The 26,863-nt window shown below is 63.0% G+C and carries 30 protein-coding genes; 7 read left to right on the top strand and 23 right to left on the bottom strand.

Annotated elements, in window-relative coordinates; genetic code table 11:
• Nucleotides 1-3 precede the first annotated feature (3 nt).
• The 4 genes from moaD to NKI10_RS19625 all read right to left on the bottom strand — a co-directional run bounded on the left by moaD (nt 4) and on the right by NKI10_RS19625 (nt 3,866).
• Nucleotides 4-261 (bottom strand): molybdopterin converting factor subunit 1, encoded by a 258-nt coding sequence (gene moaD, locus NKI10_RS19640; RefSeq protein ID WP_023689089.1) that lies wholly within the window; start codon nt 259-261, stop codon nt 4-6.
• 1 nt (nt 262) lies between these two features.
• Nucleotides 263-859 (bottom strand): CDP-diacylglycerol--glycerol-3-phosphate 3-phosphatidyltransferase, encoded by a 597-nt coding sequence (pgsA, locus tag NKI10_RS19635; protein ID WP_023673449.1) that lies wholly within the window; start codon nt 857-859, stop codon nt 263-265.
• A 170-nt stretch (nt 860-1,029) separates the two neighbouring features.
• Nucleotides 1,030-3,105 (bottom strand): excinuclease ABC subunit UvrC, encoded by a 2,076-nt coding sequence (gene uvrC, locus NKI10_RS19630; protein ID WP_023824130.1) that lies wholly within the window; start codon nt 3,103-3,105, stop codon nt 1,030-1,032.
• Entirely contained in the window at nt 3,102-3,866 is a 765-nt protein-coding gene (locus NKI10_RS19625) for an SDR family oxidoreductase (RefSeq protein WP_352861535.1), read from the bottom strand. The genes uvrC and NKI10_RS19625 overlap by 4 nt, the downstream gene beginning before the upstream one ends.
• A 411-nt stretch (nt 3,867-4,277) precedes the next feature.
• Between NKI10_RS19625 and NKI10_RS19620 the strand changes: the two genes are divergently transcribed.
• Nucleotides 4,278-4,928 (top strand): outer membrane protein, encoded by a 651-nt coding sequence (locus NKI10_RS19620; RefSeq protein ID WP_352861533.1) that lies wholly within the window; start codon nt 4,278-4,280, stop codon nt 4,926-4,928.
• Between the two features lie 63 nt (nt 4,929-4,991).
• On the opposite strand, the gene NKI10_RS19615 is transcribed toward NKI10_RS19620, so the two are convergent.
• From NKI10_RS19615 to NKI10_RS19600, 4 genes are all read right to left on the bottom strand, one after another.
• Nucleotides 4,992-5,588 carry a glutathione S-transferase family protein gene (locus tag NKI10_RS19615; protein WP_352763832.1) on the bottom strand — a complete coding sequence of 199 codons (597 nt, stop codon included), beginning with the start codon at nt 5,586-5,588 and terminating at the stop codon, nt 4,992-4,994.
• Nucleotides 5,589-5,929: 341 nt separating this feature from the next.
• Nucleotides 5,930-6,319: a hypothetical protein gene (locus NKI10_RS19610; RefSeq protein WP_023673454.1), complete on the bottom strand. Its 390-nt coding sequence runs from the start codon at nt 6,317-6,319 to the stop codon at nt 5,930-5,932.
• Between the two features lie 580 nt (nt 6,320-6,899).
• Nucleotides 6,900-7,079 (bottom strand): DinB family protein, encoded by a 180-nt coding sequence (locus tag NKI10_RS19605; protein ID WP_352861531.1) that lies wholly within the window; start codon nt 7,077-7,079, stop codon nt 6,900-6,902.
• Nucleotides 7,076-7,426 carry a DinB family protein gene (locus NKI10_RS19600; RefSeq protein WP_352861529.1) on the bottom strand — a complete coding sequence of 117 codons (351 nt, stop codon included), beginning with the start codon at nt 7,424-7,426 and terminating at the stop codon, nt 7,076-7,078. Before NKI10_RS19600 ends, NKI10_RS19605 begins: the two co-directional genes overlap by 4 nt.
• Before the next feature lie 62 nt (nt 7,427-7,488).
• Here NKI10_RS19600 and NKI10_RS19595 point away from each other — a divergent pair, with 62 nt between their 5' ends.
• Nucleotides 7,489-8,112, top strand: coding sequence for a TetR/AcrR family transcriptional regulator (locus NKI10_RS19595; RefSeq protein ID WP_352861527.1), 624 nt, complete (start codon nt 7,489-7,491; stop codon nt 8,110-8,112).
• A gap of 99 nt (nt 8,113-8,211) precedes the next feature.
• Here the strand turns inward: NKI10_RS19595 and NKI10_RS19590 are convergent, their stop codons facing one another.
• From NKI10_RS19590 to NKI10_RS19565, 6 genes are all read right to left on the bottom strand, one after another.
• Complete coding sequence (locus NKI10_RS19590) at nt 8,212-8,658, bottom strand: hypothetical protein (RefSeq protein WP_023673457.1); 447 nt, start codon at nt 8,656-8,658, stop codon at nt 8,212-8,214.
• A 202-nt stretch (nt 8,659-8,860) separates the two neighbouring features.
• On the bottom strand, nt 8,861-9,283 hold the full coding sequence (locus tag NKI10_RS19585) for a VOC family protein (protein ID WP_023684718.1): 423 nt from the start codon (nt 9,281-9,283) through the stop codon (nt 8,861-8,863).
• Nucleotides 9,271-9,693: a MarR family transcriptional regulator gene (locus NKI10_RS19580; protein WP_352861525.1), complete on the bottom strand. Its 423-nt coding sequence runs from the start codon at nt 9,691-9,693 to the stop codon at nt 9,271-9,273. Before NKI10_RS19580 ends, NKI10_RS19585 begins: the two co-directional genes overlap by 13 nt.
• Nucleotides 9,653-9,829, bottom strand: coding sequence for a hypothetical protein (locus tag NKI10_RS19575; RefSeq protein ID WP_023829025.1), 177 nt, complete (start codon nt 9,827-9,829; stop codon nt 9,653-9,655). The genes NKI10_RS19580 and NKI10_RS19575 overlap by 41 nt, the downstream gene beginning before the upstream one ends.
• Nucleotides 9,830-10,021: 192 nt before the next feature.
• Nucleotides 10,022-10,870 (bottom strand): 23S rRNA (adenine(2030)-N(6))-methyltransferase RlmJ, encoded by an 849-nt coding sequence (locus NKI10_RS19570; protein WP_352861522.1) that lies wholly within the window; start codon nt 10,868-10,870, stop codon nt 10,022-10,024.
• Nucleotides 10,871-10,877: 7 nt separating this feature from the next.
• Nucleotides 10,878-11,492: a hypothetical protein gene (locus NKI10_RS19565; protein WP_352861520.1), complete on the bottom strand. Its 615-nt coding sequence runs from the start codon at nt 11,490-11,492 to the stop codon at nt 10,878-10,880.
• 182 nt (nt 11,493-11,674) lie between these two features.
• On the opposite strand from NKI10_RS19565, the gene NKI10_RS19560 reads away from it, so the two are divergent.
• Nucleotides 11,675-12,832, top strand: coding sequence for an ATP-grasp domain-containing protein (locus tag NKI10_RS19560; protein ID WP_352861518.1), 1,158 nt, complete (start codon nt 11,675-11,677; stop codon nt 12,830-12,832).
• A 13-nt stretch (nt 12,833-12,845) separates the two neighbouring features.
• On the opposite strand, the gene NKI10_RS19555 is transcribed toward NKI10_RS19560, so the two are convergent.
• The 6 genes from NKI10_RS19555 to NKI10_RS19530 are packed head-to-tail and all read right to left on the bottom strand — an operon-like array spanning nt 12,846 to nt 18,990.
• The gene (locus tag NKI10_RS19555) at nt 12,846-13,850 is read right to left on the bottom strand and encodes a Rieske 2Fe-2S domain-containing protein (protein ID WP_352861516.1); all 1,005 of its coding nucleotides are present in this window, start codon (nt 13,848-13,850) and stop codon (nt 12,846-12,848) included.
• Nucleotides 13,847-14,980, bottom strand: coding sequence for a GNAT family N-acetyltransferase (locus NKI10_RS19550; protein ID WP_352443811.1), 1,134 nt, complete (start codon nt 14,978-14,980; stop codon nt 13,847-13,849). The genes NKI10_RS19555 and NKI10_RS19550 overlap by 4 nt, the downstream gene beginning before the upstream one ends.
• Nucleotides 14,977-16,233, bottom strand: coding sequence for a F390 synthetase-related protein (locus NKI10_RS19545; protein ID WP_023826929.1), 1,257 nt, complete (start codon nt 16,231-16,233; stop codon nt 14,977-14,979). Before NKI10_RS19545 ends, NKI10_RS19550 begins: the two co-directional genes overlap by 4 nt.
• The gene (locus tag NKI10_RS19540; protein ID WP_352861513.1) at nt 16,230-17,054 is read right to left on the bottom strand and encodes an MBL fold metallo-hydrolase; all 825 of its coding nucleotides are present in this window, start codon (nt 17,052-17,054) and stop codon (nt 16,230-16,232) included. Before NKI10_RS19540 ends, NKI10_RS19545 begins: the two co-directional genes overlap by 4 nt.
• Nucleotides 17,051-18,055, bottom strand: coding sequence for an NAD-dependent epimerase/dehydratase family protein (locus NKI10_RS19535; protein ID WP_352861511.1), 1,005 nt, complete (start codon nt 18,053-18,055; stop codon nt 17,051-17,053). The genes NKI10_RS19540 and NKI10_RS19535 overlap by 4 nt, the downstream gene beginning before the upstream one ends.
• Entirely contained in the window at nt 18,052-18,990 is a 939-nt protein-coding gene (locus tag NKI10_RS19530) for a 3-oxoacyl-[acyl-carrier-protein] synthase III C-terminal domain-containing protein (protein WP_352861509.1), read from the bottom strand. The genes NKI10_RS19535 and NKI10_RS19530 overlap by 4 nt, the downstream gene beginning before the upstream one ends.
• Before the next feature lie 201 nt (nt 18,991-19,191).
• Here NKI10_RS19530 and NKI10_RS19525 point away from each other — a divergent pair, with 201 nt between their 5' ends.
• Nucleotides 19,192-19,788 (top strand): T6SS immunity protein Tdi1 domain-containing protein, encoded by a 597-nt coding sequence (locus NKI10_RS19525; RefSeq protein WP_023685696.1) that lies wholly within the window; start codon nt 19,192-19,194, stop codon nt 19,786-19,788.
• 6 nt (nt 19,789-19,794) lie between these two features.
• Here the strand turns inward: NKI10_RS19525 and NKI10_RS19520 are convergent, their stop codons facing one another.
• The 3 genes from NKI10_RS19520 to NKI10_RS19510 are packed head-to-tail and all read right to left on the bottom strand — an operon-like array spanning nt 19,795 to nt 22,086.
• A complete protein-coding gene (locus tag NKI10_RS19520) occupies nt 19,795-20,244 on the bottom strand; it encodes a DNA polymerase III subunit chi (protein ID WP_023672739.1) in 450 nt (149 codons plus the stop codon).
• A gap of 8 nt (nt 20,245-20,252) precedes the next feature.
• Complete coding sequence (locus NKI10_RS19515) at nt 20,253-21,743, bottom strand: leucyl aminopeptidase (protein ID WP_023715072.1); 1,491 nt, start codon at nt 21,741-21,743, stop codon at nt 20,253-20,255.
• A 49-nt stretch (nt 21,744-21,792) separates the two neighbouring features.
• Nucleotides 21,793-22,086, bottom strand: a complete 294-nt coding sequence (locus NKI10_RS19510; protein ID WP_155923279.1) for a hypothetical protein — start codon at nt 22,084-22,086, stop codon at nt 21,793-21,795.
• A 32-nt stretch (nt 22,087-22,118) separates the two neighbouring features.
• Here NKI10_RS19510 and lptF point away from each other — a divergent pair, with 32 nt between their 5' ends.
• From lptF to NKI10_RS19495, 3 genes are read left to right on the top strand one after another with little or no spacing between them, the layout of a single operon-like run.
• Nucleotides 22,119-23,318, top strand: a complete 1,200-nt coding sequence (gene lptF, locus NKI10_RS19505) for an LPS export ABC transporter permease LptF (protein ID WP_352861506.1) — start codon at nt 22,119-22,121, stop codon at nt 23,316-23,318.
• 2 nt (nt 23,319-23,320) lie between these two features.
• Nucleotides 23,321-24,403: an LPS export ABC transporter permease LptG gene (gene lptG / locus NKI10_RS19500; protein WP_023695591.1), complete on the top strand. Its 1,083-nt coding sequence runs from the start codon at nt 23,321-23,323 to the stop codon at nt 24,401-24,403.
• Nucleotides 24,403-26,835: an LPS-assembly protein LptD gene (locus NKI10_RS19495; protein WP_352861504.1), complete on the top strand. Its 2,433-nt coding sequence runs from the start codon at nt 24,403-24,405 to the stop codon at nt 26,833-26,835. The genes lptG and NKI10_RS19495 overlap by 1 nt, the downstream gene beginning before the upstream one ends.
• Nucleotides 26,836-26,863: the final 28 nt, after the last annotated feature.

Raw genomic sequence — 26,863 nt, 5'->3', positions numbered from 1 at the left:
GTGTCAGCCCCCGGTCATCGGCGGAAACAGCGCGATCTCGCGCGCGCCGGCTATCTTCTCGCGATGCTCGACATGTTCCTGGTTGATGGCGACGCGGATCACATCAGGATATTGCAGCGCGTGCTCATATTCCTCGCCACGCGATTTCAGCCAGCGCAGGAGGTCGGCCACCGTCTCGATACCGGCGGGCAGTTCGACATCCTCTTCCGGCTTGCCGATCCGTTCGCGCACCCAGGCGAAATAAATGAGCCTGGTCGACATCTCACTCGTCCATGATGTGCTTGAGGCCGGCGCGGAAATAGTCGTAGCCGGTGTAGAGCGTGACGAGGGCTGCGATCCACAGCAGCACCAGTCCGGTCTGCGTGGTCAGCGGGAAGATCTTGTCGCCGGCAGGCCCGGCCAGCAGGAAGGCGATGGCGACCATCTGGATGGCGGTCTTCCATTTGGCGAGCTGCGTCACCGGCACCGAGACTTTCAATGCCGCCAAATATTCGCGCAGCCCCGAAACCAGGATTTCGCGGCACAGGATGATGATTGCCGCCCACAACGACCAGCCTGCGATGCCGGCATGGCGGTCGGTGTCGGCGGCGAGCAGCAGCAGGCAGGTGGCGACCAGCAGTTTATCGGCGATCGGATCCAGCATCTTGCCGATGTTGGACGTCTGCTGCCAGGCGCGCGCCAGATAGCCGTCGAGATAGTCGGTGATCGAAGCCAGCAGGAAGATGATCAACGCCGACCAGCGGGCGAAGTCGCTCGATTTCAGATGCCCCTCGAGAAAAAAGCACAGCACCACCAGCGGCACCGCGACGATGCGGGCATAGGTAAGCATGTTAGGCAGGTTGAACGCGCGCTTGGCCATATCTCAGGGACTCTTTCTGCCTGCGTACTCAAATCAGAACCGGATGTAGGGGGTCAACAGGCGAGATTCGATTGGCCAGACGAAAATAGCGCGCGATTGCCGGGATTCGAGTGGCCTGCGAGAAAAGAACGGCTGCTGCCATTTGATCGGGACAGCGGCGTCACCGGCGCTCAGCTCTCATGGAAATGATTGTAGACGAGCTTGGCGACCTGCTCTGAAATACCGTCGACCTTGACCAGATCCTCGACTGCCGCGCGGCTGACCGCCTTCGCAGTGCCGAAGGCCAGCAGCAGCGCGCGCTTGCGGCCGGGACCGATGCCGGCGATCTCGTCGAGCGGGCTCTTGACCAATTCCTTCTTGCGCCGCGCGCGGTGCGAACCGATGGCGAAGCGATGCACCTCGTCGCGCAGCCGCTGGACGAAATAGAGCACGGGATCGCGGACGGGCAGCGAAAACGAGTCCCTGCCTCTGACGAAGAAACGCTCGCGGCCGGCATCGCGGTCCTGGCCCTTGGCGATGCCGATGGCCGCCACGCGATCCTCGATGCCGAGGTCGGCGAGGATCTTGCGCACCGCGCTCATCTGGCCCTGGCCGCCATCGATCAGGATGACGTCGGGCCAGGCCGGGAAGCTGCCGGAGATGTCTTCTTCGATGTCGTCGCCTGCTCCACCGGCTGCCGCGTCGTCGGGAACGACATCGCCATGTTCCTTCAGCAGCCGCGAAAAGCGCCGTTCCATCACCTCGCGCATCATGCCGAAATCGTCACCGGGCGTGATCTCGGTCGAGCGGATGTTGAATTTGCGGTACTGGTTCTTCACAAACCCTTCCGGCCCGGCGACGACCATGGCGCCAACGGCGTTGGTGCCCATAATATGCGAATTGTCATAGACCTCGATGCGCACCGGCGGCTTCGGCAGGCCGAAGGTCTCGGCAAAGCCGGCGAGCAGCCGGCCTTGCGTGGAGGTTTCGGCCAGGCGGCGGCCGAGCGCCTCGCGGGCATTCTGCAGCGCGTTGTCGGTCAAATCCTTCTTCTCGCCGCGCTGCGGCACCGAGATCGACACTTTACGGCCGGCGCGGGTGGACAGCGCTTCGGCCAACAGTTCCTGATCCTGGACGCCTCGCGACAGAAGGATGTTCCGTGGCGTCGGCTTGTCGTCATAGAACTGCGCCAGGAACGAGCCCAGCACTTCCGCCCCCTCCAGTGCCGGATCGGCCTTGGGGAAATAGGCGCGGTTGCCCCAGTTCTGGCCGGTGCGGAAGAAAAACACCTGGATACAGACCTGGCCGCCCTCCTGATGGATGGCAAAGACATCGGCCTCGTCGACCGTGGCCGGGTTGATGCCCTGATGGCTCTGCACATGGGACAGTGCAGCCAACCGGTCGCGATAAATGGCGGCGCGCTCGAAATCGAGCTCCTGCGAGGCCTGCTGCATGGCGGCAGAGATTTCGGTCTTCACCTTCTGGCTGCGGCCCGACAGAAAATCCTTCGCCTCGCTGACCAGCTCGGCATAGTCGCTATGCGAGATCTCCCCGGTACATGGACCGGCACAGCGCTTGATCTGGTAGAGCAGGCACGGCCGGGTGCGGTTTTCGTAAAAGGAGTTGGTGCAGCTCCTGAGCAGGAAGGCGCGCTGCAGCGAATTGATGGTGCGCCCGACCGCGCCGGCCGACGCAAAAGGTCCGAAATAGTCGCCCTTGCGCGAGCGCGCACCGCGATGCTTGTAGATGCCGGGCGAGACGTGATCGCCGGTCAACAGGATGTAAGGGAACGACTTGTCGTCCCGCATCAGCACATTGAAACGCGGCCGCAAACGCTTGATGAGATTGGCCTCGAGCAGCAGCGCTTCGATTTCGGTGCGGGTGACGACGAACTCCATCGTCGATGTCTCGCGCACCATGCGGCCGATGCGGGCGGTGTGGAACCGGCCTTGCGCGTAGTTGGTCACCCGCTTCTTCAGGCTGCGCGCCTTGCCGACATAAAGCACGTCGCCGGCGGCGTTCATCATGCGGTAGACGCCGGGCGCATTGGGCAGCCGCTTGACCAGTGTCTGGATGACCTCGGCGCCGACCATGCCGTCGGCGTCGCCGGCATGCGGCGCCCAGTCTATCGCGGTGAAGGCGACATCGGGCCCGGTGGCCTCGGGCTCGACGATCTCCTCGACCGCCTCATCCTCAAGGTCGATGTCGGGCGGCATATCGTCAGCGGCGCCGGCGCGCGTCTTGTGTTTCTGGTCTGCGGGACTCATTCCACCATGCCTGTCACATCCGGCGTCTGCCATGCAAGATGCTGGCCGCCGTCGAGCGCGATCATCTGGCCGGTCACCGAGCGCGCATCCCAGAGATAGCGAATGGTGGCGCCGAATTCGGCCAATTGCGGGCCGCGCTTCAGAATCAGGCCATCGACCTGCTTCTGGAAATCATCATCGTCCTGGCGCGTATTCTTCAGAGTCGGACCGGGACCGATGGCGTTGACGCGGATGCGCGGACCGAGCGCCTGTGCCAGCATTTCGGTCTGCGTCCACAAGGCCGACTTCGACAGCGCATAAGAGAAATAGCGCGGCGTCGGCCGCCAGACGCGCTGGTCGATGATGTTGACGATCAGCCCCTCCTGCCCTGGCGGCAAGGCGCGGGCGAAGTTTTGCGCCAACAGCGCCGGCGTCTTCACATGGATGGCGAAGTGAAGGTCCCATGCCGCCCAGTCGAAGTCCTCGACGCTATCGTCGACGAACAGCGACGCATTGTTGACAAGAAGCGTGACCGGGCCGAGCGCTGCCGCGGCGCGGCCGACGAGATCGCCAACCGCATCCATGTCGGTCAGATCGGCGGCTACCACGCCGGCGCGGCCGCCTCCGTCCCTGATGCTCGCAGCCAGCGCGTCGGCCTCGGCGGTCGAGCGGTTGGCGTGGATGGCGACGGCAAAACCGTGCGCGGCCAGATCCTCGACGATCGCCTTGCCGATCCGCTTCCCCCCGCCCGTCACCAGCGCCGTTCCGGCGGCTTCGATCATCTGTCAATCCTCAATCTGCGCCTCAATTCGGCTGGCGGCACATTGTGACGCGACCAGGGGTTAAATGCCGTTTCCACCTGGGGCAGGAATGTGGCGAAACGGCTTTTTCGCCGCCGGCACCGCCCCGGATTCGGGTCGGCAGGACCGCAATATAGGACGCTGAACCCGTTGCACCAAGCCGAGTGCAGTGCAGCATCGCCTGCGTACTGACATTTCGCTGTTGCGAAGATGCAACGTCAACCTTCGGCCTCATTCGTGCCGGGGAATGACCCATTTTCAGGTTCGCTGCCGCCGCATTTTGACACGACATTCGGAACCGTTGAGTGCCAGATCCGTTTCACCCCCCGGACGGGTTGATGGCGCTCAGGACAAACAAGCCTACGTGTCTTGTGGCTTAAGGAGTAAACAACAATGCAAACCAATCTCAAATTCGCGCCGCTCGCGGTTGCGCTCGGGCTCTTCGCCCTCAGCGGTACCGCTTTTGCTGCCGATGTCGTCTCGGAAGAGCCCCCGGCGCCGGCCCCGATCGCCGAGCTTCCCGTCGCTTCCTGGGCCGGCCCGTATGCCGGTCTCAGCGCCGGCTACGGCTTCAGCGGTCATGCCAAAGTCCAGGACGGCGGCCCCGACATCAAGACCAAGGGCTTTGTCGGCGGCGTTTTCGGCGGCTACCAGTGGCAGCAGGAAAACTTCGTGTACGGTGCTGAAGCCGATCTCGGCTACGATGGCGTCAAGGGTGACAGCGGCGGCGTCAATTCCAAGGGCGGCTTCGAAGGCTCGCTGCGCGCCCGTCTGGGTTACGCCGTGACCCCGGAAATCCTGCTCTACGGCACCGGCGGCGGCGCCCTGAAGAACCAGAAGGTCTCGGTCCCCGGCGACAGCGACAGCAACACCATGCTCGGCTGGACGGCCGGCGTCGGCACCGACATCAAGATCACCGACAATGTGTTCGGCCGTGTCGAGTACCGCTACACCGACTTCGGTTCCAAGAGCTTCGACAGTGTCGGCACCAAGGTCAAAGAGAGCGACAACCGCGTCACCTTCGGCGTCGGTATGAAGTTCTAACTGTCGTTCAAGCCACGACACAAGAAAGCCGGGCCTCGCGCCCGGCTTTTTTTGTTTCGCCCGTCAGGCCGGCACAGCCACCTTCAGCTCCGGAAACTTCTCATCGAAACGCGCTGCCCAGCGGGTCAGGCGGCCGCGGCCCTTTTCCCATTTGCCGGCGAAGCGCAGAGCGAGGTAGCCGAGGCAGGCACGCAACGCCAGCTGGCCAAGCGTGATCTTCTTCGGCAGCTTCGGCGGATTGGCGTTGAGGAAATCGAGTGCGGCGGTGATCTTGGTCCACTGGCGATCGAGCCAGGGTTGATAGACCATCTCCTCCGGACGCGTGCGCCGCTCATAGACCATCGACAGCGCGCAGTCGCATATGCCGTCGGCCAGCGCCTCCAGCACTTCGGCCTCGAGGCGCTTGTCGGCATTGCGCGGCAACAACAGGCTCTTCGAAGCGCGGTTGAGATGCTGGGTGATCGCGCGGCTGTCGTGGATCGAGCGGCCGTCGTCGAGCACCAGCACCGGAATCTTGCCGAGAGGATTGGCTGACATCAGTTCAGCAGGCTTGTCCTCGGTCTTGACCGGCACTAGCTCGACGGCAATGCCGGCATGGAGTGCTGCCATGCGCACCTTGGAACTGTAGGGGGATGAGGACGCGTAGAGCAGCTTCGGCATGATCGGTTCCCTGTTTTCGGACGGCCAGTGCATGTCGCTCAAAAATGCGGTTCCGGTCTTGAGAACGACGCGCGTAAAACAAAGGTCTAGAGCGCGTCGCCTGAACCCCATCGAATGCGACCGCCTTAGTGTTGGCCGATCTTCCCTGAGGGAGCAACTGCCAGAAGGGCAAAACCAGGCGGCCAATCCGCCGACAATGAAATCGCCAATGCATGTCTCACAGAAGTGGCCTCAATTTCGAGAGAACGACATGGATCAAAACAAGGCCTAAATCACCACAAAAAAGCTCCCGGGAATCTGCCAGTCGGCAAAGTTCCCGGGAGCTTTGAGATGGAACGTCGTTACTTCTTCTTGGCGGCTGGCTTTTTGGCCGGTGCAGCCTTCTTCACAGCTGCCGTCGACTTGGCGGCGGCGGCCTTCATCGGAGCCTTGGCGGCGGGTTTTGCCGCTGCCTTGGCTGCCGGCTTCTTGGCGGCGGGCTTGGCTGCTGCCTTCGCAGCAGGCTTCGCCACAGCCTTGGCGGCCGGCTTCTTGGCGGCGGGTTTCGCTGCTGCCTTGGCGGCGGGTTTTGCTACTGCCTTAGCTGCCGGCTTTGCCGCTGCCTTGGCGGCCGGCTTTGCCGCTGCCTTCGGTGCTGCCTTCTTTACTGCTGCAGGTTTCGCGGCAGCTTTCGGTGCCGCTTTCTTTGCCGGCGCTTTCGCCGCCGGCGCCTTCGTCGTGGTCTTTGCCATGCGATGCCCCTTGCGTTTGTGCCGATGGCCGTGAGTGACCCGGCGAGCTAATGCATATCTGACTCGTGCGTATCTAGCCAGCGAAGCATTACATAGAATTTCGCAAATTAAGTTTCGGTTACGCTGAGAGCATGATCGCAATGATCGACACAGAAATCGGCAAAGAATCTTCCCGCTTCGCAGCGAACTGTTGCGAGAGAAATCTCTGATATCGCGACTCACACGATCTTCTCGTCAAGCTCACATTCTCTTGCAACGCCGTCGATCTCACGCGGTCATCGGCGGCCTATCGGATGGCAACAATCATCGCACCGCAGAGGCTGATCTTGCTTCATCCCCACGGTTGCAGGAACAGCACTAAACTAAACGCGAGCTTCTTACTCGTATATCGAAAGTGGTTGGATGGAAGCCAGGAAAGACAGCACTTGAAGGGACAGCCTGTTGTGTCGGACGTTTCCCAGACGAGAAGGGAGATCGCCAGCTTCGGCGCAAGAGATGCCTAACGGAAATGGGAAACGAAGATCGGGGAATCCTCCTCCCGGGAAGCCGCGATCCCTTGGAAGCCAAGGGGTGCAGGCCCCTAAGCGCCAACCCGCTCGCGCACCTGCAGCCGGCGCGAAGGCTCGGCGTGGTGGAGGTGGACGGCAAACGTATCCCACGGCGGCGCAATGCCGATCTGCATCAGGATCCGCCCGATCTCGCCGCGGTGATAGCCGCCATGCGTGACGACATGTGTCAGCATTTCCTGGCGTGACATCATCGCCCTGTCGCCGTCGGTGAAGGTGAAAGGCACAGGCTCTGACATGAGCTTTGGCGAGACGGCTTCGATATGGTCGAGAACCAACGATCCATCGCAGCGACATCAGCGCTCAATTCATCGAGTGCCGGTGTGTCCTCGGTGTTGTCGGACGCATAGCCATGACGTGTGCCGGAAAGATGCGCGGCGAATATCTTCGATACGACAAGGTTGTGGTTGATGAGACGGGTCGCCGTGTGGCGCTGATCGACATGCTCCTGCTGGTCGAGGCCCGCAAGCTTCTGCAGCAATTCACCATTCGCCCAGGCTTGATAAACGAAGAGGCTTCGGAGCAAATCCAGCGCGTCCATGGTCTGTATCCTTTGCAAAAAATGTGAGTATATTATCTATATTCTTGGCTGCTGGAGCAGACATGTCTACTCGCATTGCAAAGCCGCGCTCACGCATGCGCAAGCAGCCACGCCAGGCGCGTTCGAGAGCGACGGTCGAGGCGATCATCGAAGCCGGTGCTCATGTTCTGAGCGCGCTCGGCTGGGCCGGCTTCACCACCAACAAGGTGGCCGATGCGGCCGGCGTCAGCATCGGCTCGCTCTATCAATATTTTCCCGACAAGCTGTCGCTGGTCGAAGCAATTCGCCGGCGACATTTCGATCAGGTGCTGTCGGTGATCGCCGAATCAACAGAAGGCGACAAGCCGCTCAAACGATTCGCGCAGGAGCTGGTGCGCGGCATGATCGATGCGCACAGCATCCATCCGACGCTGCATCAGGTGCTGCTCGACGAGGCGCCGGGCGATCGCGGCTCACGCGCCGCCCATGCCTCGTTCCAATCGCGCTATCTCGATCACTACACGACGGCGGTGGCGCAATATCGCAGGCGCAGAAAGGACAATGAGGCCGTGGCCCGTGTGCTGTCCTCAGCGGTCGAGGGCGTCATCCACAATGCCGCGCGGCGAGACATGCTCGACTTGCCGGAACTGCAGAAGCAGTTGGTCGAGCTGATCTGCGCTTACGTATCTGGTGGGAAGGCGATGTGAGGCAGCGGCAGCAGTTCGGAGATTGGCGAAACCGGAGCGACATCAGATCTCCCCCTTGCGGGGAGATGGCAGGTGCACAACGGCGGTTCTTATCCGACCTTAGCGCAGGACGCGGCAGCGGCCGTTGTAGACCATCCAGCGGTCGAAGCCCGAGACGCAGAATTCGACATTGTCGCCGATCGAGGCAAAACCCTGGCCTTCCTCGATCAAGTACCAGATGGTGCGGGCGCGGCCGTCAGAAAGGCTGACGGTGGCGCCGCAATAGCGGCGGCCGATCGGCCATTCTTCGCTGGCCGGGAGATAGCGATGCTGGTGGATGCGTTGGAAATCGGTGATCGAAACATCCGGCAGATGCGGCACGTGATGCACCTGGTAGGAGAAGCGGCTGGAGATCTTGCTTAGCACCCAGGCCTCGCCGCAAACGCCGCTGTCCTCGTCGGAATAGACGGAAAGATCGGCGGCCTGTGCTGGCTGGCCAAGGGGTGCGGCCAGCGGCGTGCAAAGCGAAATCAGGGCAGCAAGAGCGGATTTGGCAAAGCGAGTCATGGCAGCCTCTCAAAGGTCGACTGCGCCCACTTTGCGGATTCGGCGGCGCGCGGTCAAGCGGTCGCCCTGACGATGGTTTCCCGCTCCGCAACCGGTTTTGCCGGTGCGAAGCTGCGAAACCACGTCCTGACCTTCGAAAAAGCTCGCCTTGCCCATTAGGAAAAGCGGCCTGCCCATGGCCGGCGGGCCGCCGAAACCCGGTTCAGCCTTGCTTGGCGTCGCCCTGCGGTATGGCGGCCGGGTCCATCCACATCGCTTCCCAGACGTGGCCGTCAGGATCGGCCAGGCTGCGATTGTACATGAAGCCATAATCCTGCTGGGCGTTGATGTCGGCGGCGCCGCCATTTTTCGCCGCCGCCTCATTCATCGCATCGACCGCCGCGCGGCTGTCGCAGGACACGGCAAGCATGACCTCGCTCGAGGTGGCCGGCGGGATGGGGCGATCGGTGAACTGACGCCATTTGGCGTGGGTGAGCAGCATGACGTTGATCGTTTCGCTCAGCACCATGCAGGCTGCGGTGTCGTCGGTGAAGTGCGGGTTGTTGTCGAAGCCGAGGGCTTTGTAGAATGCCATCGACGCAGCGAGATCGGCGACGGGCAGGTTGACGAAGATCATGCGGGGCATAGCGTCTCCTTGACAGTACACAGTTGAAACCGGACCGGCGTTTCGCCGGACCATCCTCCGATGCCTTCTCTCAACGCACCGGTTTTGCTTTGCCGCGCACCCTCTCGGTCTGCGCCTTCTGCATCGCTTCGACCTCTTGATAAGCCGAGCAAAAACTGCATCTCGGCCGCCGAGTATTTCTCCAGCAATGCGGCGCCCGCCTCGAGGATCGGATGGTAGCAGCGCCGGACGAGTTCCTCGGTTTTCTTGCCCGCCGCGACCATGACCTTGCGCCTGTCATCGGGATCCGGCTGACGGCTGACGAAGCCGCGCTTTTCCAGCCGGTCGATCAACGTCGTGACCGCCGCCGGCGTGAGATTTGTCTCCTCGCTACGAGGTTTGCCGGCCCCGCCGGCCGTGATTGATCGCACCGAGACAGCGGCGCTCGGCAGCGCTCAGCACATAGATTTCGGCGACGGTCCCATCGAACGTTTCGACGGCATCCTGCCAGCGCGACATCGCGAAGCCTATCGCGTTGACCAGTTCCTCTTCTGTCGATCTTGGCATTCGATTCGAAATCTAATAATTAGATATCTATCTATCTGATTCTGGGATTAGCGTCAACGCCGAGCCGATTAGATGTGCATCTCCATGGTTTCGGTTCGTTGAACACAGCTGAGCATTCGCGGATGGCGCCACCGTCAAAACTTCTAGCGACTTTGTGTCTTTGCAGCGGGCGTCGCCCGCTGCGAAGCGTCGCTACTCCCCGGCCAGCCATTCCAGCGACCAGTGCGCCGGCTTTTCGACCGCCAGCAATCTGTGCAGGACCGGCAGCACGATGCGCAGTTCGCGCTCCAGCGTGAAGGGCGGGTTGACCACCACCATGCCGCTGCCGTCGAGGCTTGGTTCACGCGATGCCGGCCGGATCTCGAACTCGATGTCGAGCAACTTTGGGACGCCGGATTGCTTGAGCGCCTTGCGGAAGGCGATGATCGCTTTGCGATCCTTGATCGGATACCACAGCGCGTAGATGCCACCCGGCCAGCGCCTGTGCGCTTTCTGCATGCCGTCGACCAGGCGGTCGAATTCGCCGGCTTCCTCGAACGGCGGATCGATCAGCACCAGGCCGCGCTTTTCCTTTGGCGGCAGATGCGCGCCAAGCGCCAGCCAGCCGTCGAGTTCGATCACCCTTGTCTGGAAATCGCCGGCAAACAGCGTCTTCAGCCTGGCGGCATCTGCGCCGTGCAGTTCGATCGCCGACAACCGGTCCTGCTTTCGCATGAGGTGCCTGGCGATCAATGGCGAGCCCGGATATTTCTTCACCCCGCCATCGGGATTGAGCGAACGCACCGCTTCAAGATAGGGGGCAAGCAGCGCAGCCGCCGATTTTTCGATCGGGGCGTGGATGAGGCGGCCGATGCCGCCTCGCCATTCGCCGGTCTTTTGCGCTTCCGCCGACGAAAGATCGTAGCGGCCAATGCCGGCATGAGTGTCGACGACACGGAACGCCTTGTCCTTCTGCTTCAGATAGTCGAGCAGAAGGCTGAGCACGACATGCTTGACGACGTCGGCGAAATTGCCGGCGTGATAGGCGTGACGGTAGTTCATGCCGCGCTCATGTCGAGGAGCCTCTGCCCCAACGCGGCGGTGGCGGCTTCGAGTTCGGGTTCTCCGGCCGGCGACCGCCGAAAGCCAGAGTAAGCAGGAAGCCGATCAGGCCGACGGCCATCAGCCCATAGCCAACCGGCCGTGCGCGTTGATCGATCTCACCGGCGCCGGAGCGCAGTATCAGATCCACTGCGCGTATCGGGATATCGTCGGCGTCGCCCGGGCCGGCGGTGAAGAGATAGGCGCCGGGACTGACGGTTTCGATCACGCCGGCCTCGTCGCGAAAGATCTTGTCGGGCAGTTGCGGGCTGACCTGGCGCGGATTGTCGGCGTGGTTGAATTGCAGCGTCGAGGCAAGCAGCGTGCGCCCGGCTGTGGCGGCAGTCAGCGTCAGCACGGTGCGCTGCTGCGAGACAATGCGCTCGGCCTTTGCCGTCAGGTCGACCAGCACTCTGACCGGCGCGTCGCCAGCTTTCAGCGTCACCGTCACAGGCCTAAACCGTCCCTGGTCGTAGACGCGCCAGGTGCCGATCTCGTGGCCGGAGAAATTGCTCATGGCCCAGGGATAGACGAAGCCAATGGCGGCGCCGGCAAGCAGTATCAGGACAAAAAGAAAGCGCATTCAGGAGATCCGGGTGTTCGACAGATTGCCAATAACGCCCTGAAGGCCAAAAAGCGATGGCTGACGCAGCGGAGCCACCTTTGTGGAGTCCGTTGGCGGCACGCAAGCCATGTGGCACTTATGGCGAATGAAGCCTTCCGCAGAAGCATTGACTCGTCTTTTCCAACCGATGCCGGTGGCTCATGCCCAATAGCACCGTGCTGATCACCGGTGCCCGCGCGCCGGTGGCGCTACACCTGGCGCGGCTGCTGCATGGCGCCGGTCGCCGGGTGATCCTGGCCGACAGCCCGGCCCGGCCGATCGCCGCAGCGAGCACGGCCTGCGCCGCCTACCATCGCCTGCCGCCGCCGCGCTTTGCCGCCGACGCCTATGCCAAGGCGGTGGAAGCGCTTGTCCGCGCGGAAGGCATCGAACTCGTTATCCCGACCTGCGAGGAAGTCTTTTATCTCGGCCGTCTCTGGCAGCACCGCGCCATGCCGGCCCGCCTCTTCGCACCCGAGATGGCGATGCTCGCCCGCGTTCACGACAAGCATGCCTTCATCCGGCTGGCGCAGAGCCTTGGGCTCGACGTGCCGGAAACGATACTGCTGCAAAGCGAGGCCGATCTCGACGGCGTTCGTGGCCAATCGCGCGAATTGGTGTTCAAACCTGTGTGGTCACGTTTTGCCCGTGACGTACTGCTGCGGCCATCGCCGGACGAACTCGACGCCGTCCGCCCCTCGCCCGCCGCTCCTTGGGTGGCGCAGCGCTACATCGCAGGTGAAGAGATCAGCGCCTATGCGGTGGCGGTCGAGGGTGAACTCAAAGCGCTGGCGCTCTACAGTTCGCTCTATCGCGCCGGCATGGGCGCCGGCATCTGTTTCGAGCCAGTCGGGGATGCGGCTGCCCGGCGCTTCGTCGAAACCTTCGTCGCCGGCGCCGGCTGGACCGGCCAGATCTCCTTCGACCTGATGCGCGAGAATAACGGCACGGTGCTGCCACTGGAGTGCAATCCGCGCGCCGTGAGCGGCCTGCACTTCTTTCGCGATCCGCGGCGCTTCGCCGACGCGGTCCTGGAGGATGGCGCCGAGGTGAAGCCCGACGTGACGGCGCCGCAGACGGTGAGGCTTGCGATGTGGATCTACGGGATGCCGGCGGCACTGCGCTCCGGTGGTCTCGGCAGTTTTCGCCAGGCGATGCACGATGCCGATGAGCTGCTCGACTGGCCGGGCGACCCCGCGCCGACGCGGGCGCAGTGGCGCACGCTGGCCGAGATCGCCGGCACAGCACTGCGCCAGCGCATCAGCCTTCAGGCTGCGTCGACGCGCGATATCGAGTGGAATGGGCCGGAGCAGGACTGAATAGAGCGCTTTCCTACAGCTCGATCTGGTACACCCTCGGCTCAGCCGCTGCCGGCGGCATCTTGCCGTCCATGATCGCCGCAATGTCGCGGCGCAGGAAATCCAGCGGGCCGATCGCCGGCTGAACCTGCGGCCATATACGGGCGTTGGCGCTGGCCGATTTCAGCACACGGCGATCCTGCTGCAGGGCAAAGGCAAAGAGCGGCCAGAAAGCAAGCGCCTTGAGTTCGCCGAACAGGCCCTGTCGCGGGCCGATCAGCCAGCCGACGCCTTCGACCGTCCGTTCGTCCGCCTGACGCAAATGGAAAGTGGTCGCCAGCGCCAAGCCGCCCTTGCCCCAATATTCGAGTTCGACGATGCCGGGATGTCGGTAGCGGCCGATGGTCCTGGCGCGCTCGCCTTCCAGCAGCCGGCTGACCAGCCCCTGTTGGCGGTCCTCGCCGGTGTAGCAGCTTTCGACCCAGCCCTTGCCGCCGGTCACCTCGACGCGCACGAGATGGCGCTTTGCGGTCAGGCCGCGCAGCACACCCTTGTGGGTGAAGTGGGTGTGAGTGGCGTCGAGAATGTTCTCGGCGGCGTCGAGCACCGTCGATCGCGCCGAGCTTCGCACCCGCTTCACGACGACATCCTTGCCTTGCATGCAATGGAGATAGGGCTCGCCCTCAGGCGTGCCTGCCGAGACGAAGACGACGCCGTCGCGCTCGATCGCGCTGTAGCGGCGGATACGGTAATGCGGGACGTCGCCGACATGGCCGGGAATGGCGGTGCAGCGCCCTTCCCCATTGTAGCGCCAGCCATGATAGGGACATTCGATCTCGCCACCGACGACCTTGCCGGTCGAGAGTTCGACCAGGCGGTGAGCGCAGCGGTCGAAGAGGGCGGCAATGCCTTTCGCCGAGCGGAACAGCACCAGCGGCGCGCCGTCGAACAGGATGCGCTTCGGCTTGGCTTTGATGTCGGCAGACCGCATCACCGCCTGCCAATAGTCTTTGTCTTTCTGCTGCCGGGTGTCGCTCAAAGTTCAAATCTCCTGAGCAGGGGAATGCCGATCTTCGCGAGCACAAATTCCATGATCCGCACCGCCATGCGTTGGCGGCGCGGCAGATGGGCAGCATAGACGGCGTTGTATTCCACCGTCGCCACGGCGCCGCGCAAGCGTTTGAAGGCGGCGGCACCGGCGCTCATGTTGAAGAACAGGCTGTGCGCCATCGCATGATCCTGCGCCAGCGCCATCATCATGCGGTAAAGGCCTTCGCTCACCGGGAGGCCGGTGTCGTAGCCGACGATGGGCTGCGTCAGTGTCCTGCCGTTCTGAGACAAAGCGGCGACGGCGACCAGTTCACCGCCGGGACGACGCAGGCCTGCCAGTTGCAGGATGCCGCGACGGTGCGTCTCGCCGATATAGCGGGCCGTGTAGTGCGGGTTGAGCGGCGTGTATTTGTCGAGATAGAGCATCCGGTAGAGCGCTTCGGCGCGCGCATAGTCGGCCTCGGTGAAGTCGCCATTGCCGACCTGCTCGAAAGGCGTCGTGGGCAGCCGCTTGCGGTCGCGCTTCATGTCGTTGGTCATGGCCGAACCGTCGCCTGCGAAGATGTAGATCTGCCGCGCCGCCAGCATTCGAAAACCCTCCGCCTTCAGCGCTGCGATTGTCGAGGGATCGGCGATCTCGTTCAGGGAGCGGATGAGAACAGCGCGATCGGGAAAACGCGCGGTGAGATCGTCGCGCATCGCCGCGACCGCGTTGCGATCGAGCAGCGGCACCGGATTGGTCGAATAGAGCCAGTTGTTGACCTGAACCTGATGGTCAAGGCCGCTCATCCTGACCAGCGGCGCGCACAGGCCGATCAGCATCCGCATCGTTTTTTGCAGCAAGGGCGAGGAGACGAAATTGCGGGTCTCGTCGATGGCATAGTCGATATAGGCGCTGGACGGGCAGCAGATGTAGCAGTTCGGCGCTTCGCTTCTGTCGTTCAGCGTCAGCGGAAAGGAGCGGCCGGCGATCTCGAAGGTTTCGACAGCCACTGTCAGATTGCGCACGAGGTCGCGCACCGGCACCTCGTTGAAAAGCTGAACGAAGGCTTCGACCTCACGCGGGTTGTTTTCTACCCGGTTCGTCTGATCGAGTGGCAACATAGCGAGCCGGTTCATGATGCCGCTCCCAGGTGGCATTCGACCCGACGCAGTTTGCGGCCGGTCTCCAACGGCAGGTCCCTGCGAACAAGACTGACCGAAGCTGTCGCCTGGCGCGCCGCCAGCAAATTGCGCACGGACTGATGGGCGGCGGTGGCGGCTTCGTCGGCAAGCCCGGGGGCCAGGCTGAGTTCGATTGCATCTTCAGCGGTCTGGACCAGGCGGAAATCGTCGATGCGCCGGTCGGCCTTGAGCACCGCATTGCGTAGTATGTCGGGCGTGACGAGGAGCTGCCCGTGCGGCGAGGCGAGCCGGAAAGCGTCGTCCATGCGGCCGACGATCTCGTCCAGCGTGCGCAGCGGCGAGCCGCAGCGGCATGGCTTTTCGGACAGCCGCAGCAAGTCGTTCATCCGGTAGCGCGCCATGATCTGGGTCCGGCGGCGAAAGGCGGTGATCAGCGGCATGACCAGGCCGTCGCCGGCCGGTTCGAACTCGAAGAACACCGAATCCTCGGCCAGATGCAGCCCGCCCTGGCGGCAGGTGACGGCGAACAGCCCTTCGGTCGCCATGTAGATCTGGTCGACCTGACCACCAAAGAATGCCTCGATGACCGGCCGGTCAACCGGGTCGAGCGTTTCGGCGGCGCTGAAGACACGCTGCGGCTTGAGCCGAAAGCCCTCGGCCGCGAAGTGCCGCAGTATCTTCGGTGGCGCGATGATCACCGTCGGCGCGAAATCTTCGAGAGCGCCGCGCCAGCTCTCCGGACCGCGCGTCAGATCGAAGAAGCGCAGGTCGATACGCCGCGATTTGCGCGCGCTATCGTAGAGCCCGGTGTTTTGCGGCAGGATCACCGCAACGCGCTGCCGGCGCCAGAGCAGATCGGGCACGGCTTTGGCCAGGATGGTGCCCAGCCAGCGGTATTTTTCCGCCTCGGAAATGACGAACAGGCCACGATTGCCCGACGTGCCGGTGCTGGAGCCGACAGTCAGCTCGCCAATGCGGCTATCGCCGGCCTGCGCCTTCCAGGCCTCGGCGGCCGAGACGCCATGAATGTTGAAGCGCTCGAAATTGCCCATCACCGTCGCCTTGTCGGTCACCGGCAGGTCGCCGAGAAGACGCGGCGCCTTGCCGTAGAACGGCGCGCGCGGCAGGTCGCGGTCGAGAAAGCGGCGCAAGGCTTGCGCCTGCCAGCGCTCGAAACTCTCGCGGCTTTTGCGCGAAACCCATTGCGTCAGCGCAAACGAGCGGATCGCTTCGGCCGGCCCGTTCACGCGCTCTCTCCGGCCACATCGTAGGCCGTCACCGCCGGATCATGACAAAGAACAACCTCGCCGCCGGTCGCCAGAAACCGACGCAACATTACGCTGGTCGGCTCGATCGCGGCGGCATCCTCGGCCAGCAGGGTTGCAGGCAGACCGGGAGTTCGGTTTTCCACCAATGCTCTGATCAGCCATTGCGCATCGACGGCGTAGAGCAGCGGCCGCTCCAGATTGGGGAACAAAAGGCCGAACTGGCCATCGGCATGGCCGGGCAGATCGACTGCGACGACGCTGCCGTCGCCGAACAGATCGGCGCCGCCCGGTACGCCGCCACGCGGCTCGAGCTGCCGCTTCGACGACAGCCCGTCGAGTCGGGCCTCGAAGTCAGACGGGAACAGTTCCTTGAAGACGCCATGGCGCAGATTCTGCCGGGAAGTCTTGGCCTTCGCCCGCGCCCAGGCGGTGTCATTGGCGATAAGCCGAGCGTTGGGAAACAGCGACAGGCCCGACATGTGGTCGGCATGGAAATGCGTGACAATGACGGTGCGCACGTCCTGCGGCGAGAGGCCGAAGCGCGCCAGTACCGCCAGCGGCTGCTCGGCTTCGTTGAGCTGGGGCCGGAGGATCGCACCGTAAAGACGCAGCGCCGTGCTGCGCTCGCTGCCTTGTGTCACATGCGGCGTGTAGCCGGTATCGATCAGTACGGGGCCGGCCTGCGGATGCATGATCAGGCCGTAGCGGACACGTAGCCTGACCTTCGCCCAGCTGCCGCCGCGCAGGATCAGGCGCTCGGCTGCGCCGACAGAGGCGCTGTTGGCGAAGACGATCTTCACGCAGTCCCCCTGTTTTCCGTCGCCTTGCCGAATGTGCGATCGAGCCCTTCCTCGAACGACACTTTCGGCGCCCAGCCGAGGAAGCGGCCTGCCTTGGAAAGATCGAGGCTCTGCGCATAGGCGAACAGGCCAAGACCGTAGCGCGTCACCGGCGGTTCCGGGCGGCCGGGCAATATATTCGCTACCGCCTCCGCTATCCCGGCCGTCAGCATGGCGGGCCAGAGCGGCATTCTGCGCCAGCGCGGCTGCACGCCGGCGCGGGCGCAGGCCGCCTCGGCAATGCGGCGGACCGGCACCACTTCGCCGCCGGAGATGTTGAATATCTGTCCCTCGGCAGCGCTCCCGGCGGACAGCGCGGCAAGCACCGCATCGACGACATCCTCTATATAAGTGAGATCGATGCGCGCCTTGCCGTCGCGAAACAGCGGCAGCGGGCGCTGCCGTGCCACCTGCAGCAGACGCGGCAGCAGCGTGCGATCGCCGGGACCGTAGAGGCCGCGCGGCCGCAGCACCACCGGGCTGATCTCAGGCGCCGCCAGCACGATCTCCTCGGCCTGCCGCTTGGTGCGGGCATAGTGATTGACCGGAGGGGGCAAGGCCGCATTCTCGGAAACTCCGAGCTGGTCGCGATAGGCGAAACAGACCGTCGGGCTGGAGATATGGACGAAGCGGCGCACGCCTTGCCCGCGCGCGAAATCGCTGAGGTTGCGGGTAGCTGTGACATTTGCCGTCTGGAAATCCGCCAACCTGCCGAAGGGCGCGGAAAGTGCCGCGCAGTGGATGATCGCATCGACTCCGTCGAGAGCGCGCGCGGCAGCTGCATCGAACGGTTGAGACAAATCGAGCCGAACGACCCGATGACCAGCGGCTTCGAGCGCCGCACAGCGTTTGGCGTCCCTGCCAAGACCCAGCGCCGGTGTACCCAGTGCAGCCAGCCGCGCCATGACATGCGCGCCGAGGAAGCCGCTGGCGCCGGTGACGAGGACGCGTCCCACGGTCATGCTTCCAGCGCCATGCCGCCGAACGACACGCCGGCCGAGGTGCCGAGGAACAGCACTTTGGCGCCGGGCACAATGCGTTGTTCGCGGCGCGCGACGTCGAGCGCAAAGGGGATGGAAGCGGCGATCTGATTGCCGTAGCGCGCCGCGATGTCGACGAGCTTTTCCCTGGCGAAGCCGGTCTGGCGCGCCATGTGGGCGAGCGCCAAAGGGCTCGCCTGATGCGGCACGACGAGGTCGACATCGTCGTGCCGCCAGCCGGCGCGATCGAGCAACTCCGCTACAAAGCCGTTGAAATGGCGTGACGTGACGCGAAACAGTTCCTTACCCTCCATGTGGAACAGGCTGTGGCGGGCGAATTCCTCAGGCTCACGATGAAAGTCGAACCGGGTGCCACCGGAGCCGATGCTGCAGGCCTCATAGGCGGAAGGGTAGGTGCGCATCAGGTTGGCCGCGACCCGACCCTCGCTTGGGGCCTGTTGCAGCACGGCGGCCGCCGCGCCATCGCCGAAGAGGGCCGCAATTTCCGGCTGGTCCTGCCACGGCAGGGCGCGCGAGGCGATTTCAGACGAGAACACCAGCGCCGTCCGGCATTGCCCGGCCTCGATCAGGCGCGACGCGGTCTCGAAGGCTGTGAGGAAGCCCAGGCAGGTGCTGTTGACGTCGAAAGCGGCCGCCGACCCATCGGCAAGGCCGAGGCGCTGCATGACCAGCGGCGCCGTGGACGGCAACGGCTGGTAAGGCACGCCGCAACCGCCGATGACCAGATCGACACTGCCTGCCTCAAGTTCGGCATCGGCAAGCGCCAGACGGGCTGCGGCACAAGCAAGGTCGACCTGCGATTCGGCGTCGCAGACATAGCGTTCGATGACGCCGGTCGCGGCCTCGAAATGTCCATCGCCATACCCCAGCCGCGCATCGAGGGCGCGCGACGTCACGCATCGAGCCGGCACGGCCCGCCCGGTTCCGATGATCCTGATCCGCATTCTCAGCCCGCCCAATGAGCCTGCATCCAGTCAATCCATAAAACGGATCCAATGTGATGGCCATCATCAAGACGAATGCGTGGGAACTATGGAGCCTTCAGTGGATTGCGGCTAGAATCTCTCGCAAGTATAAAGACCCGTACGGGGGCGATTATGGCCAGATCTTTTTTCCGCTTTATTTCTTCAATTTTTGGCGCGTCCGACGCCAGACAGGAAGGAAAAGCCGAGGCCAACAGAGCCAATACAGGGGGCTTGATCAGAGCCGAATGGCCCCATGACTATCAGTTCCTCTTTATCGAACCACCTGCGAACGAAGTCGCGGAAGCGTTGGACGGCTGGAAGTGGATCGGACTGGATGGCCTTGAACCAGCTGCGGTGTCAGCTTTCGGCGACATATTTTTCCGTGCCGGCGACGGGTCGGTTCGTCATCTCGATATGCTCGACGGGAAATTGACCAGAATTGCGGGTCATTGGGCGGAATTTCAGGCCGACTTGCAGAATGAAGCGCGCCGCGACGAGTTGCTGCTGGCGGGCCTTGTCGTTGCCGCCCGAAAGAACGGACTGATTCCGGCAGCCGGCCAATGCTATGATTTCAAGAAGCCGCCGGTGCTTGGCGGCGAAATGAGTCTGCGAGAGATGGAAACGACGTTTTTCGTTGTGAAGGTGCATATCGCCGGCCAAATCCATCGGCAGGTGAAAGATCTCCCGCAGGGCGCGAAGATAAACAAGGTTACGATCAGCGACCGATAACGCGACTTACGCCTTGCGCTCCCAGCGACGGTCGGGCGTCTGCTGCCAGTAGGTGACAGCGTGGCCCGCTTCTTTCAACACCTTCCAATGCGTCCGCGCCCCTTCGACCTGGGCCGCGTCATGGCCGTCGAACAGGAACACGGCGCGTTCGTAGCCGGCGAGATCGGCGGGTGCGGCGCCATCGACGAGGAAGCGTATCTGCGCCTGGTTGGGGTTGGCGTCGCTCGTGGTGAGCAGAATTGGCTGTTCGGCCGGATGGGCTTCACGGTCGGTCGCGTGCGCGAGGAACGAATCGTCCCTGAATGTCCACAGATGCAGGTCGAGCGCATCGCGCCGCTCCTCGGTCCCTGTCTGCACCACGGCGCGCCAGCCGCGATCGACGCTGCGCTCGAGCAGGCCGGGAAGCGCATCCTCCAGCGTCGATTCGGTCAGGTGGTAGAACAGGACATCGGCCATTCCCTGCCTTATCCCTCGTAATTGTCGCGCACCAGCCGGTCGAGCAGCCTGACGCCGAAACCCGAGCCCCAGGACTGGTTGATCTCGCTCGGCGGAGAGCCCATCGCGGTGCCGGCGATGTCGAGATGCGCCCACGGCGTTTCCTTGACGAAGCGCTGCAGGAACTGCGCGGCGATGATGGCGCCGCCATAGCGGCCGCCGATGTTCTTCATGTCGGCGTTCTTGGAATCGATCAGCTTGTCGTATTCGGGCCCAAGCGGCATGCGCCACAGCCGCTCCTGACTCGCCTGGCCGGCCGCCGTCAACCTGTCCGAAAGTTCGTCATTGTTGGAGAACAGGCCGGCATAATGCTGGCCGAGCGCGACCATGATGGCGCCGGTCAGCGTCGCCAGATTGACCATGAATTTCGGCTGGAAGCGGTCGTTGCAATACCACAGCGCGTCGGCCAGAACGAGGCGTCCTTCGGCATCGGTGTTGAGCACCTCGATGGTCTGACCCGACATCGAGGTGACGATGTCGCCGGGGCGCTGGGCATGGCCGTCGACGGCATTTTCCACCAGCCCGACGATGCCGACGACATTGGCCTTGGCCTTTCGCGCGGCCAGCGCCTGGATGAGCCCGATGACGGCCGCGGCACCGCCCATGTCGCCCTTCATGTCTTCCATGCCGGAGGCCGGCTTCATAGAATTGCCGCCGGTGTCGAAGGTGACGCCCTTGCCGACGAAGGCGACCGGTGCGTCCTTGGCCTTGCCGCCCTTCCATTGCATGACAGCCATCCGGGCGCCGCGCGGCGAACCCTGCGCGACACCGAGGAGCGAGCCCATGCCGAGCTTCTTCATTTCCTTCTCGGTGAGGATCTCGACCTCGACGCCGAGCGCTTCCAGTTCCTTGGCGCGGGCGGCGAATTCGATCGGGCCGAGCGTATTGGCCGGTTCGTTGACAAGGTCGCGCGCCAGAAGCACGCCGTCGATGACCGCAACCTCGTCGGCGAAGGCCTTTTTCGCCGCGGCAGGATCGGCGGTGTGGATGGTCACCTTGACCGGTTTCTTCGGCTCGGCATCGTCCTTGTCTTTCCTGGTCTTGTATTTGTCGAAGGAGTAGCTGCGAAGAATGATGCCGGCGGCAAGGTTCGCCGCTTGCCTGCCGCCAATCTTTGCGCCCGGCACATCGAGGATGACGGCCACCTCCGCTGCCTTGCGCAGGGACGCGGCGATGGTGCCGCCAAGCTTCAGCCAGGCAAAGTCATCGAGGCCGGCGACCTTGCCGGCGCCGACCGCCACCAGTCGGTCGAGCGATGTTCCCTGCGGCGCCAGCACTTCGACGACACCGGCGAATTTTCCGGAAAACTCCGCCACCGGAAACGCCCGCGCCAGCGTTCCTGAGGGGTCGCAGGCCTTTGCCGGTTCGCCAAGACCACCATCGTCGGCCGCCAGCACGAAGATGCTGCCCTTTTTGGGTGCGGCAAATTTGGCGAAGGCGATCAATGGTCTCAAAGTCATCAGGTCCTGCTTTCGGGAAACGGCTCAGATTTTCAGGAAAAATGCATTCTCAGGGAAGATGCGCGACATTTGGTCGTTTTCCTTGATTTGGCAAGACTTTGCCGGAATCAGGGCTCATATGCGCAGCGGAATCGATAACGATTCGTCGCGGCACGGCCCCGCTTTCCTGCCGCAACCTGTTGTTAACCATCGATGTTCTCCCTTTCTTATCCATTGCCGCCGACACTCCGGCCTGCGGGACGGGCGATGTGGGACGGAGAATCGGATCGAACCGCCTGAAAGAAATGGCCAAACGCACCCAGTTGTACAGCCGCAGCCGGACGACTACCTTGTCGGCGGGCATGATGCCGTTCGGCAAATCGAGAAAAGCCTTACATGAAGGTCGTTGAACGCTACATCATGCGTCGCGCACTGGCGGTGTTTCTCGCTGCGCTGATCTGGACGCTGGCCATTGTCTGGACGACGCAGGTGCTTGCCCGCATCGACCTGGTCACCGACAGTGGCCAATCGGCGCTCACTTTTTTCGAGGTCGCGGGCCTCATCATCCCCACCATCATCCCGATCGTGGTGCCATTCGCCCTGGTGGTGGCGGTGGCCCAGACGCTCAGCGTCATGAACTCCGATTCGGAATTGGCCGTCATCAACGCCGCCGGCGCCTCGCGCTGGACGATTGTGCGGCCGGTCCTGCTGATCGCGCTGGCAGCCAGCGTCTTTTCCTTCGCGGTCGACAATGGCGTCGAACCCTATGCCAGGCAGAAGAACCGCCAGCTGATAGCATCCTCGCGCGCCGATCTCTTGTCGCTGATCATCCAGGAAGGCACGTTCCGCAAGATCGACGACGGGCTGTTCCTGCAGATAGGCGAGCGGCTGCCGGACAACCGGCTCGGCGGCATCTTCGTGGCCGATTCGCGCGAGGAAGGCGCCAATCTGATCTATTATGCCAAGAGCGGCAGCGTCGTCGAAAAGGGTGACGAGAAGGTGCTGATGATGAATGACGGCGTCATTCATCGCAAGACGCTGACCGGCGACCTGTCGGTCATCCGCTTCACGTCCTACGCCTTCGACCTTTCCGCCTTCATGTCGGCGGCGAACGATATCATGCTCCTGCCCAAGGACCGAACGACGCAATACCTGCTCAACCCGGATCCGAACGACAAGATCTTCCAGCGCAGGCCCGGCGCCTACAAGGCCGAGCTCGACCAGCGCTTTTCCGAATGGTCCTATTCGCTGGTGTTCGCGCTGATCGCGCTGGCCGTGGCAGGCGATGCGCACTCACACCGCGAGGCGCGCATCCACCCGCTGATCACAGCCATCGCCATTGCGCTGTTCGTGCGCTGGCTGGGCTTCTTTGCCGCCGGCAAGGCCGACAAGATCCCTCAATACGCCTATATGGTCTATGGCGTGCCGGTCATCGCCTCGGCGGTCGCCATCTGGTTCATCGTCACCTCGCGAAGCATGGAACTGCCCCGCAGCTGGGCCGACTGGATGACGAATTTCGCCGGCCGCGTCAGCGATGGCTGGACGGCGCTCAAGCTGCGCCTCAATCGGCGCTACACATCCGGCCAGGGAGCCTGACGATGGGCTGGACCCTGGGCCGCTACTTCTTCTTTCGCTACGTGTCGATCACGATCTGGTTCTTCATCGGCCTTCTGGCGCTGGTGTTCCTGATCGACTTCACCGAGCTGTCCGGCCGCATCACCGGCCTGCCGGGCTTCACCTACGGCACGGCGGTCGCGATCTCGGCGCTGAGGATGCCGATGATCATGCTGCAGACGGTGCCGTTCGTCGGCCTGTTCTCGGCGATGGCGACGCTGGTCTCGCTCAACCGAAAATACGAGCTGGTGATTGCGCGCTCGGCCGGAGTGTCGGCCTGGCAGTTTCTGTTGCCCTGCTGCATCGGTGCGCTGTTATTCGGCATATTGTCGGTCGGCGTGCTCAATCCGATCGCCGCGCATGGCTTCTCATGGTCGGAGCAGATGGAAAACCAGCTGCGATCCGGCAATTCGAACGCGGTGGCGGCCGATGCCACGCCGTGGATCCGCCAGAAAACCAACTCCGGCGATACCATCATCGGCGCCCGCGCCATCCTGAACCAGGGCCTGGAAATGGCCGACACCGTGTTCTTCGTCCTCGATCCGCAGGGCAATATCGTCGAGCGCAAGGACGCGGCCCGGGCCTTTCTGCGCGACGGCTACTGGGAATTGCAGGACGTCAAGGTGTTCAAGGACGGCAACATCCGTTCCGAAACGACCGACCAGTTGCCGACCAACCTCAAGCCGGAATTCGTGCAGGAACGGCTGGCGCGCCCCGAAACCATCCCGTTTTACGACCTTCCCGGCAAGATTGAGGTTGCCCGCTCCTTCGGCCTCAAGGCAAATGCCTTCGCCATGCAGTTCGATTCGCTGGTGGCGTTACCGTTCCTGCTTGTGGCCATGACGCTGATTGCGGCAACAGTTTCAATGCGATTTGCGAGGATGGGGCAGTCGGCAACGATGATTCTGGGTGGCGTCCTCGCCGGCTTTCTGCTTTATGTCGTTTCGGTATTGGTCAAGGCATTCGGCGTTGCGGGATTCGTGCCCACAGCCGTGGCTGCATGGGTTCCGGTTGTCGTGGCTATGTTCTTTGGGGTGACATTCCTGCTATACAAGGAAGACGGCTAGTGAGGGAGGCGGCTTTGCGCAGCCATAGGCAGGCCGGTTTGGCGCGCCTCTATTCGGCGAGCGCCTTGGCATGCCTGCTCGCCTGCGGCGTGCTGACGGCCCCTGCGCTGGCGCAGGACGTTACCGACGTGGCAAGGAAGGTTCCCTCCGGCTCCCAGATGCTGCTGGCGGCCGACACGCTCGTCTATAACAACGACAACCAGACGGTCACCGCCATCGGCGGCGTCCAGATCGACTATGGCGGCAACAAGCTCGTCGCCCAGCGCGTCGTCTATGATCGAAACACCAAGCGGCTGGTTGCCAGCGGCAATGTGGAGATCGTCAACAGCGACGGCACCAAGATCAACTCGCAGCATATCGACATTACCGACGATTTCGCTGACGGTTTCGTCAATGCGCTGCGCGTCGAAACGCCCGAAAAAGCCTATTTCGCCGCCGAAAGCGCCGAGCGCATGGGCGGCGTGCTGACAACGTTCCACAACGGCGTCTATACGGCCTGCGAGCCTTGCGAAGACAAGCCGGACAAGGCGCCGACCTGGCGGATCAAAGCCAGGAAGATCATCTGGAACGGCGAAAAGAAAACGGTTCGCTTCGAGAACGCGAATTTCGAATTCTTCGGTTTCCCGCTGGCTTATCTGCCGGCGTTCGAGATCGCCGACCCGACGGTCAAGCGCAAGAGTGGCTTCCTGATCCCCAGCATCGGCTACAACAATCGTCTCGGCGTCGGCGTCAAAGTCCCCTACTACTTCGCTTTGTCGCCGACCTACGACCTCACCGTTACCGGCAGCGGCTATACCAAGCAGGGTTTCCTCGGCGAGGCCGAGTGGCGCCAGCGCTTCAACAATGGCCAATACACGCTGAAGCTTGCCGGAATCAACCAGCAGGACCCTGGCGCTTTCCGTGATTTCGCGGCTTTCCCCGGCGGCTACAATGTCAATTCGGGGCCAGCAGGCGATCCGAACAAGTTCCGCGGCATGATGGGCACCAAGGGCCAGTTCGCCATCAATCCGCGCTGGGACTTCGGCTGGGATATCCTGCTTCAGACCGACAAGAATTTTTCGCGTACCTATACGATCGAAGGCTACAACGACGCCGTGCATCAATCGTCGGTCTACCTGACCGGCCTAAACGACCGCAATTATTTCGATGTGCGCGCCATGCGCTTCCAGGTTCAGGAGAACACACCGGACGGCAACGTCGCATCGCGCAGCGACAAGCAGCCCTGGGTGTTGCCGTCGCTCGATTATGCCTACATCCCCGACATGTCGGTGGCCGGCGGCCAGCTGTCGTTCAACGTCAATGCGCGCATCATCCGCCGCGACGATCTCGATCAGGCCTATTTTACCCCCTATGTGCCGGGCTCAGGCGTCCAGCGCGTGCGAGGCATCGAGGGCGAATCCGGTCGCCTCACCGCCGAGGCCGAATGGAAGCGTACCTTCACCACGGACGGCGGATTGCAGTTGACGCCCCTTCTGGCTCTGCAGGGCGACGTCGACTATCTCAACGCTTCTTCGGCTTCGCTGACTGCGGTAAACCAGATGGCAACGAATGTCGGTGCCGCCGACGACATGCGGTCTTCCTTCGCCCGGTACATGGCGACCGCCGGACTTGAAATGCGCTGGCCGGTGCTGTTCTCGATGACCGGCTCCAGCCATATCGTCGAGCCGATGGCGCAGGTCTTCATGCGCCCGAATGAGCAGTATGTCGGCGGGCTCGCCGTTCCCAACGAGGATGCACAGAGCTTCGTCTTCGACGCCACGACGCTGTTCGAGCGCGACAAGTTCTCCGGCTACGACCGCGTCGAAGGCGGCAGCCGCGCCAATGTCGGGTTCCGCTATTCCGGCGCCTACGACAATGGCTGGGGCACCAACGCGATCTTCGGCCAATCCTACCAGTTGGGCGGGCGCAACTCCTTCGATTCACCGGATCTGGTCAATGCGGGCGCCGATTCCGGCTTGGAGACTTCGACCTCCGACTATGTCGGCCTTGTCGGCTTCAGCAGCCCGAGCGGCTTCTCCGGTTCGCTCAGCGGCCGCTTCGACGAGCAGACCTTCGAAGTTCGCCGTGCCGAGGTGAAGGCCGCCTATTCCGGGCTGCCGGTTTCGCTGAGCGCCAAATACGCCTTCATCCAGGCGCAGCCGCTCTATGGTTTCACCACCGACCGCCACGAAGTCACGCTCGGCGCCTCGACACACCTGGCCGAAAACTGGCGCGTCTTCGGCACCGGCACCTATGACCTGCAACAAAGCGTGCTGGTCAAGGACGGCGTCGGCTTTGCCTACAATGATTCCTGCTTCACCTACCTGATGACGTACTCGGAATCACGCGACATCAACACCAAGGAAGTGTCGCAGAATGTCGGCTTCAACCTGTCGTTCCGCACGCTCGGCGATTTCGGCTCGTCCCAAAGCTCGATCGACTCCATCCAGTAGAGCCGGCTGACGACATCGTTTTGCCGCA

The sequence above is a fragment of the Mesorhizobium sp. M0802 genome (assembly GCF_040320115.1).
Classification (GTDB): Bacteria; Pseudomonadota; Alphaproteobacteria; order Rhizobiales; family Rhizobiaceae; genus Mesorhizobium.
Note: the sequence above shows the minus strand (reverse complement) of the source record. Positions and strands in the feature narration are given on the sequence as shown.

Bases quoted from the DNA above. Each gene is read 5' to 3' on its own strand.
- moaD (WP_023689089.1), bottom strand. From the start codon at position 261: ATGTCGACCAGGCTCATTTATTTCGCCTGGGTGCGCGAACGGATCGGC.
- pgsA (WP_023673449.1), bottom strand. From the start codon at position 859: ATGGCCAAGCGCGCGTTCAACCTGCCTAACATGCTTACCTATGCCCGC.
- uvrC (WP_023824130.1), bottom strand. From the start codon at position 3,105: ATGAGTCCCGCAGACCAGAAACACAAGACGCGCGCCGGCGCCGCTGAC.
- NKI10_RS19625 (WP_352861535.1), bottom strand. From the start codon at position 3,866: ATGATCGAAGCCGCCGGAACGGCGCTGGTGACGGGCGGGGGGAAGCGG.
- NKI10_RS19620 (WP_352861533.1), top strand. From the start codon at position 4,278: ATGCAAACCAATCTCAAATTCGCGCCGCTCGCGGTTGCGCTCGGGCTC.
- NKI10_RS19615 (WP_352763832.1), bottom strand. From the start codon at position 5,588: ATGCCGAAGCTGCTCTACGCGTCCTCATCCCCCTACAGTTCCAAGGTG.
- NKI10_RS19610 (WP_023673454.1), bottom strand. From the start codon at position 6,319: ATGGCAAAGACCACGACGAAGGCGCCGGCGGCGAAAGCGCCGGCAAAG.
- NKI10_RS19605 (WP_352861531.1), bottom strand. From the start codon at position 7,079: ATGATGTCACGCCAGGAAATGCTGACACATGTCGTCACGCATGGCGGC.
- NKI10_RS19600 (WP_352861529.1), bottom strand. From the start codon at position 7,426: ATGGACGCGCTGGATTTGCTCCGAAGCCTCTTCGTTTATCAAGCCTGG.
- NKI10_RS19595 (WP_352861527.1), top strand. From the start codon at position 7,489: ATGTCTACTCGCATTGCAAAGCCGCGCTCACGCATGCGCAAGCAGCCA.
- NKI10_RS19590 (WP_023673457.1), bottom strand. From the start codon at position 8,658: ATGACTCGCTTTGCCAAATCCGCTCTTGCTGCCCTGATTTCGCTTTGC.
- NKI10_RS19585 (WP_023684718.1), bottom strand. From the start codon at position 9,283: ATGCCCCGCATGATCTTCGTCAACCTGCCCGTCGCCGATCTCGCTGCG.
- NKI10_RS19575 (WP_023829025.1), bottom strand. From the start codon at position 9,829: ATGCCAAGATCGACAGAAGAGGAACTGGTCAACGCGATAGGCTTCGCG.
- NKI10_RS19570 (WP_352861522.1), bottom strand. From the start codon at position 10,870: ATGAACTACCGTCACGCCTATCACGCCGGCAATTTCGCCGACGTCGTC.
- NKI10_RS19565 (WP_352861520.1), bottom strand. From the start codon at position 11,492: ATGCGCTTTCTTTTTGTCCTGATACTGCTTGCCGGCGCCGCCATTGGC.
- NKI10_RS19560 (WP_352861518.1), top strand. From the start codon at position 11,675: ATGCCCAATAGCACCGTGCTGATCACCGGTGCCCGCGCGCCGGTGGCG.
- NKI10_RS19550 (WP_352443811.1), bottom strand. From the start codon at position 14,980: ATGAACCGGCTCGCTATGTTGCCACTCGATCAGACGAACCGGGTAGAA.
- NKI10_RS19535 (WP_352861511.1), bottom strand. From the start codon at position 18,055: ATGACCGTGGGACGCGTCCTCGTCACCGGCGCCAGCGGCTTCCTCGGC.
- NKI10_RS19525 (WP_023685696.1), top strand. From the start codon at position 19,192: ATGGCCAGATCTTTTTTCCGCTTTATTTCTTCAATTTTTGGCGCGTCC.
- NKI10_RS19520 (WP_023672739.1), bottom strand. From the start codon at position 20,244: ATGGCCGATGTCCTGTTCTACCACCTGACCGAATCGACGCTGGAGGAT.
- NKI10_RS19515 (WP_023715072.1), bottom strand. From the start codon at position 21,743: ATGACTTTGAGACCATTGATCGCCTTCGCCAAATTTGCCGCACCCAAA.
- NKI10_RS19510 (WP_155923279.1), bottom strand. From the start codon at position 22,086: ATGCCCGCCGACAAGGTAGTCGTCCGGCTGCGGCTGTACAACTGGGTG.
- lptF (WP_352861506.1), top strand. From the start codon at position 22,119: ATGAAGGTCGTTGAACGCTACATCATGCGTCGCGCACTGGCGGTGTTT.
- lptG (WP_023695591.1), top strand. From the start codon at position 23,321: ATGGGCTGGACCCTGGGCCGCTACTTCTTCTTTCGCTACGTGTCGATC.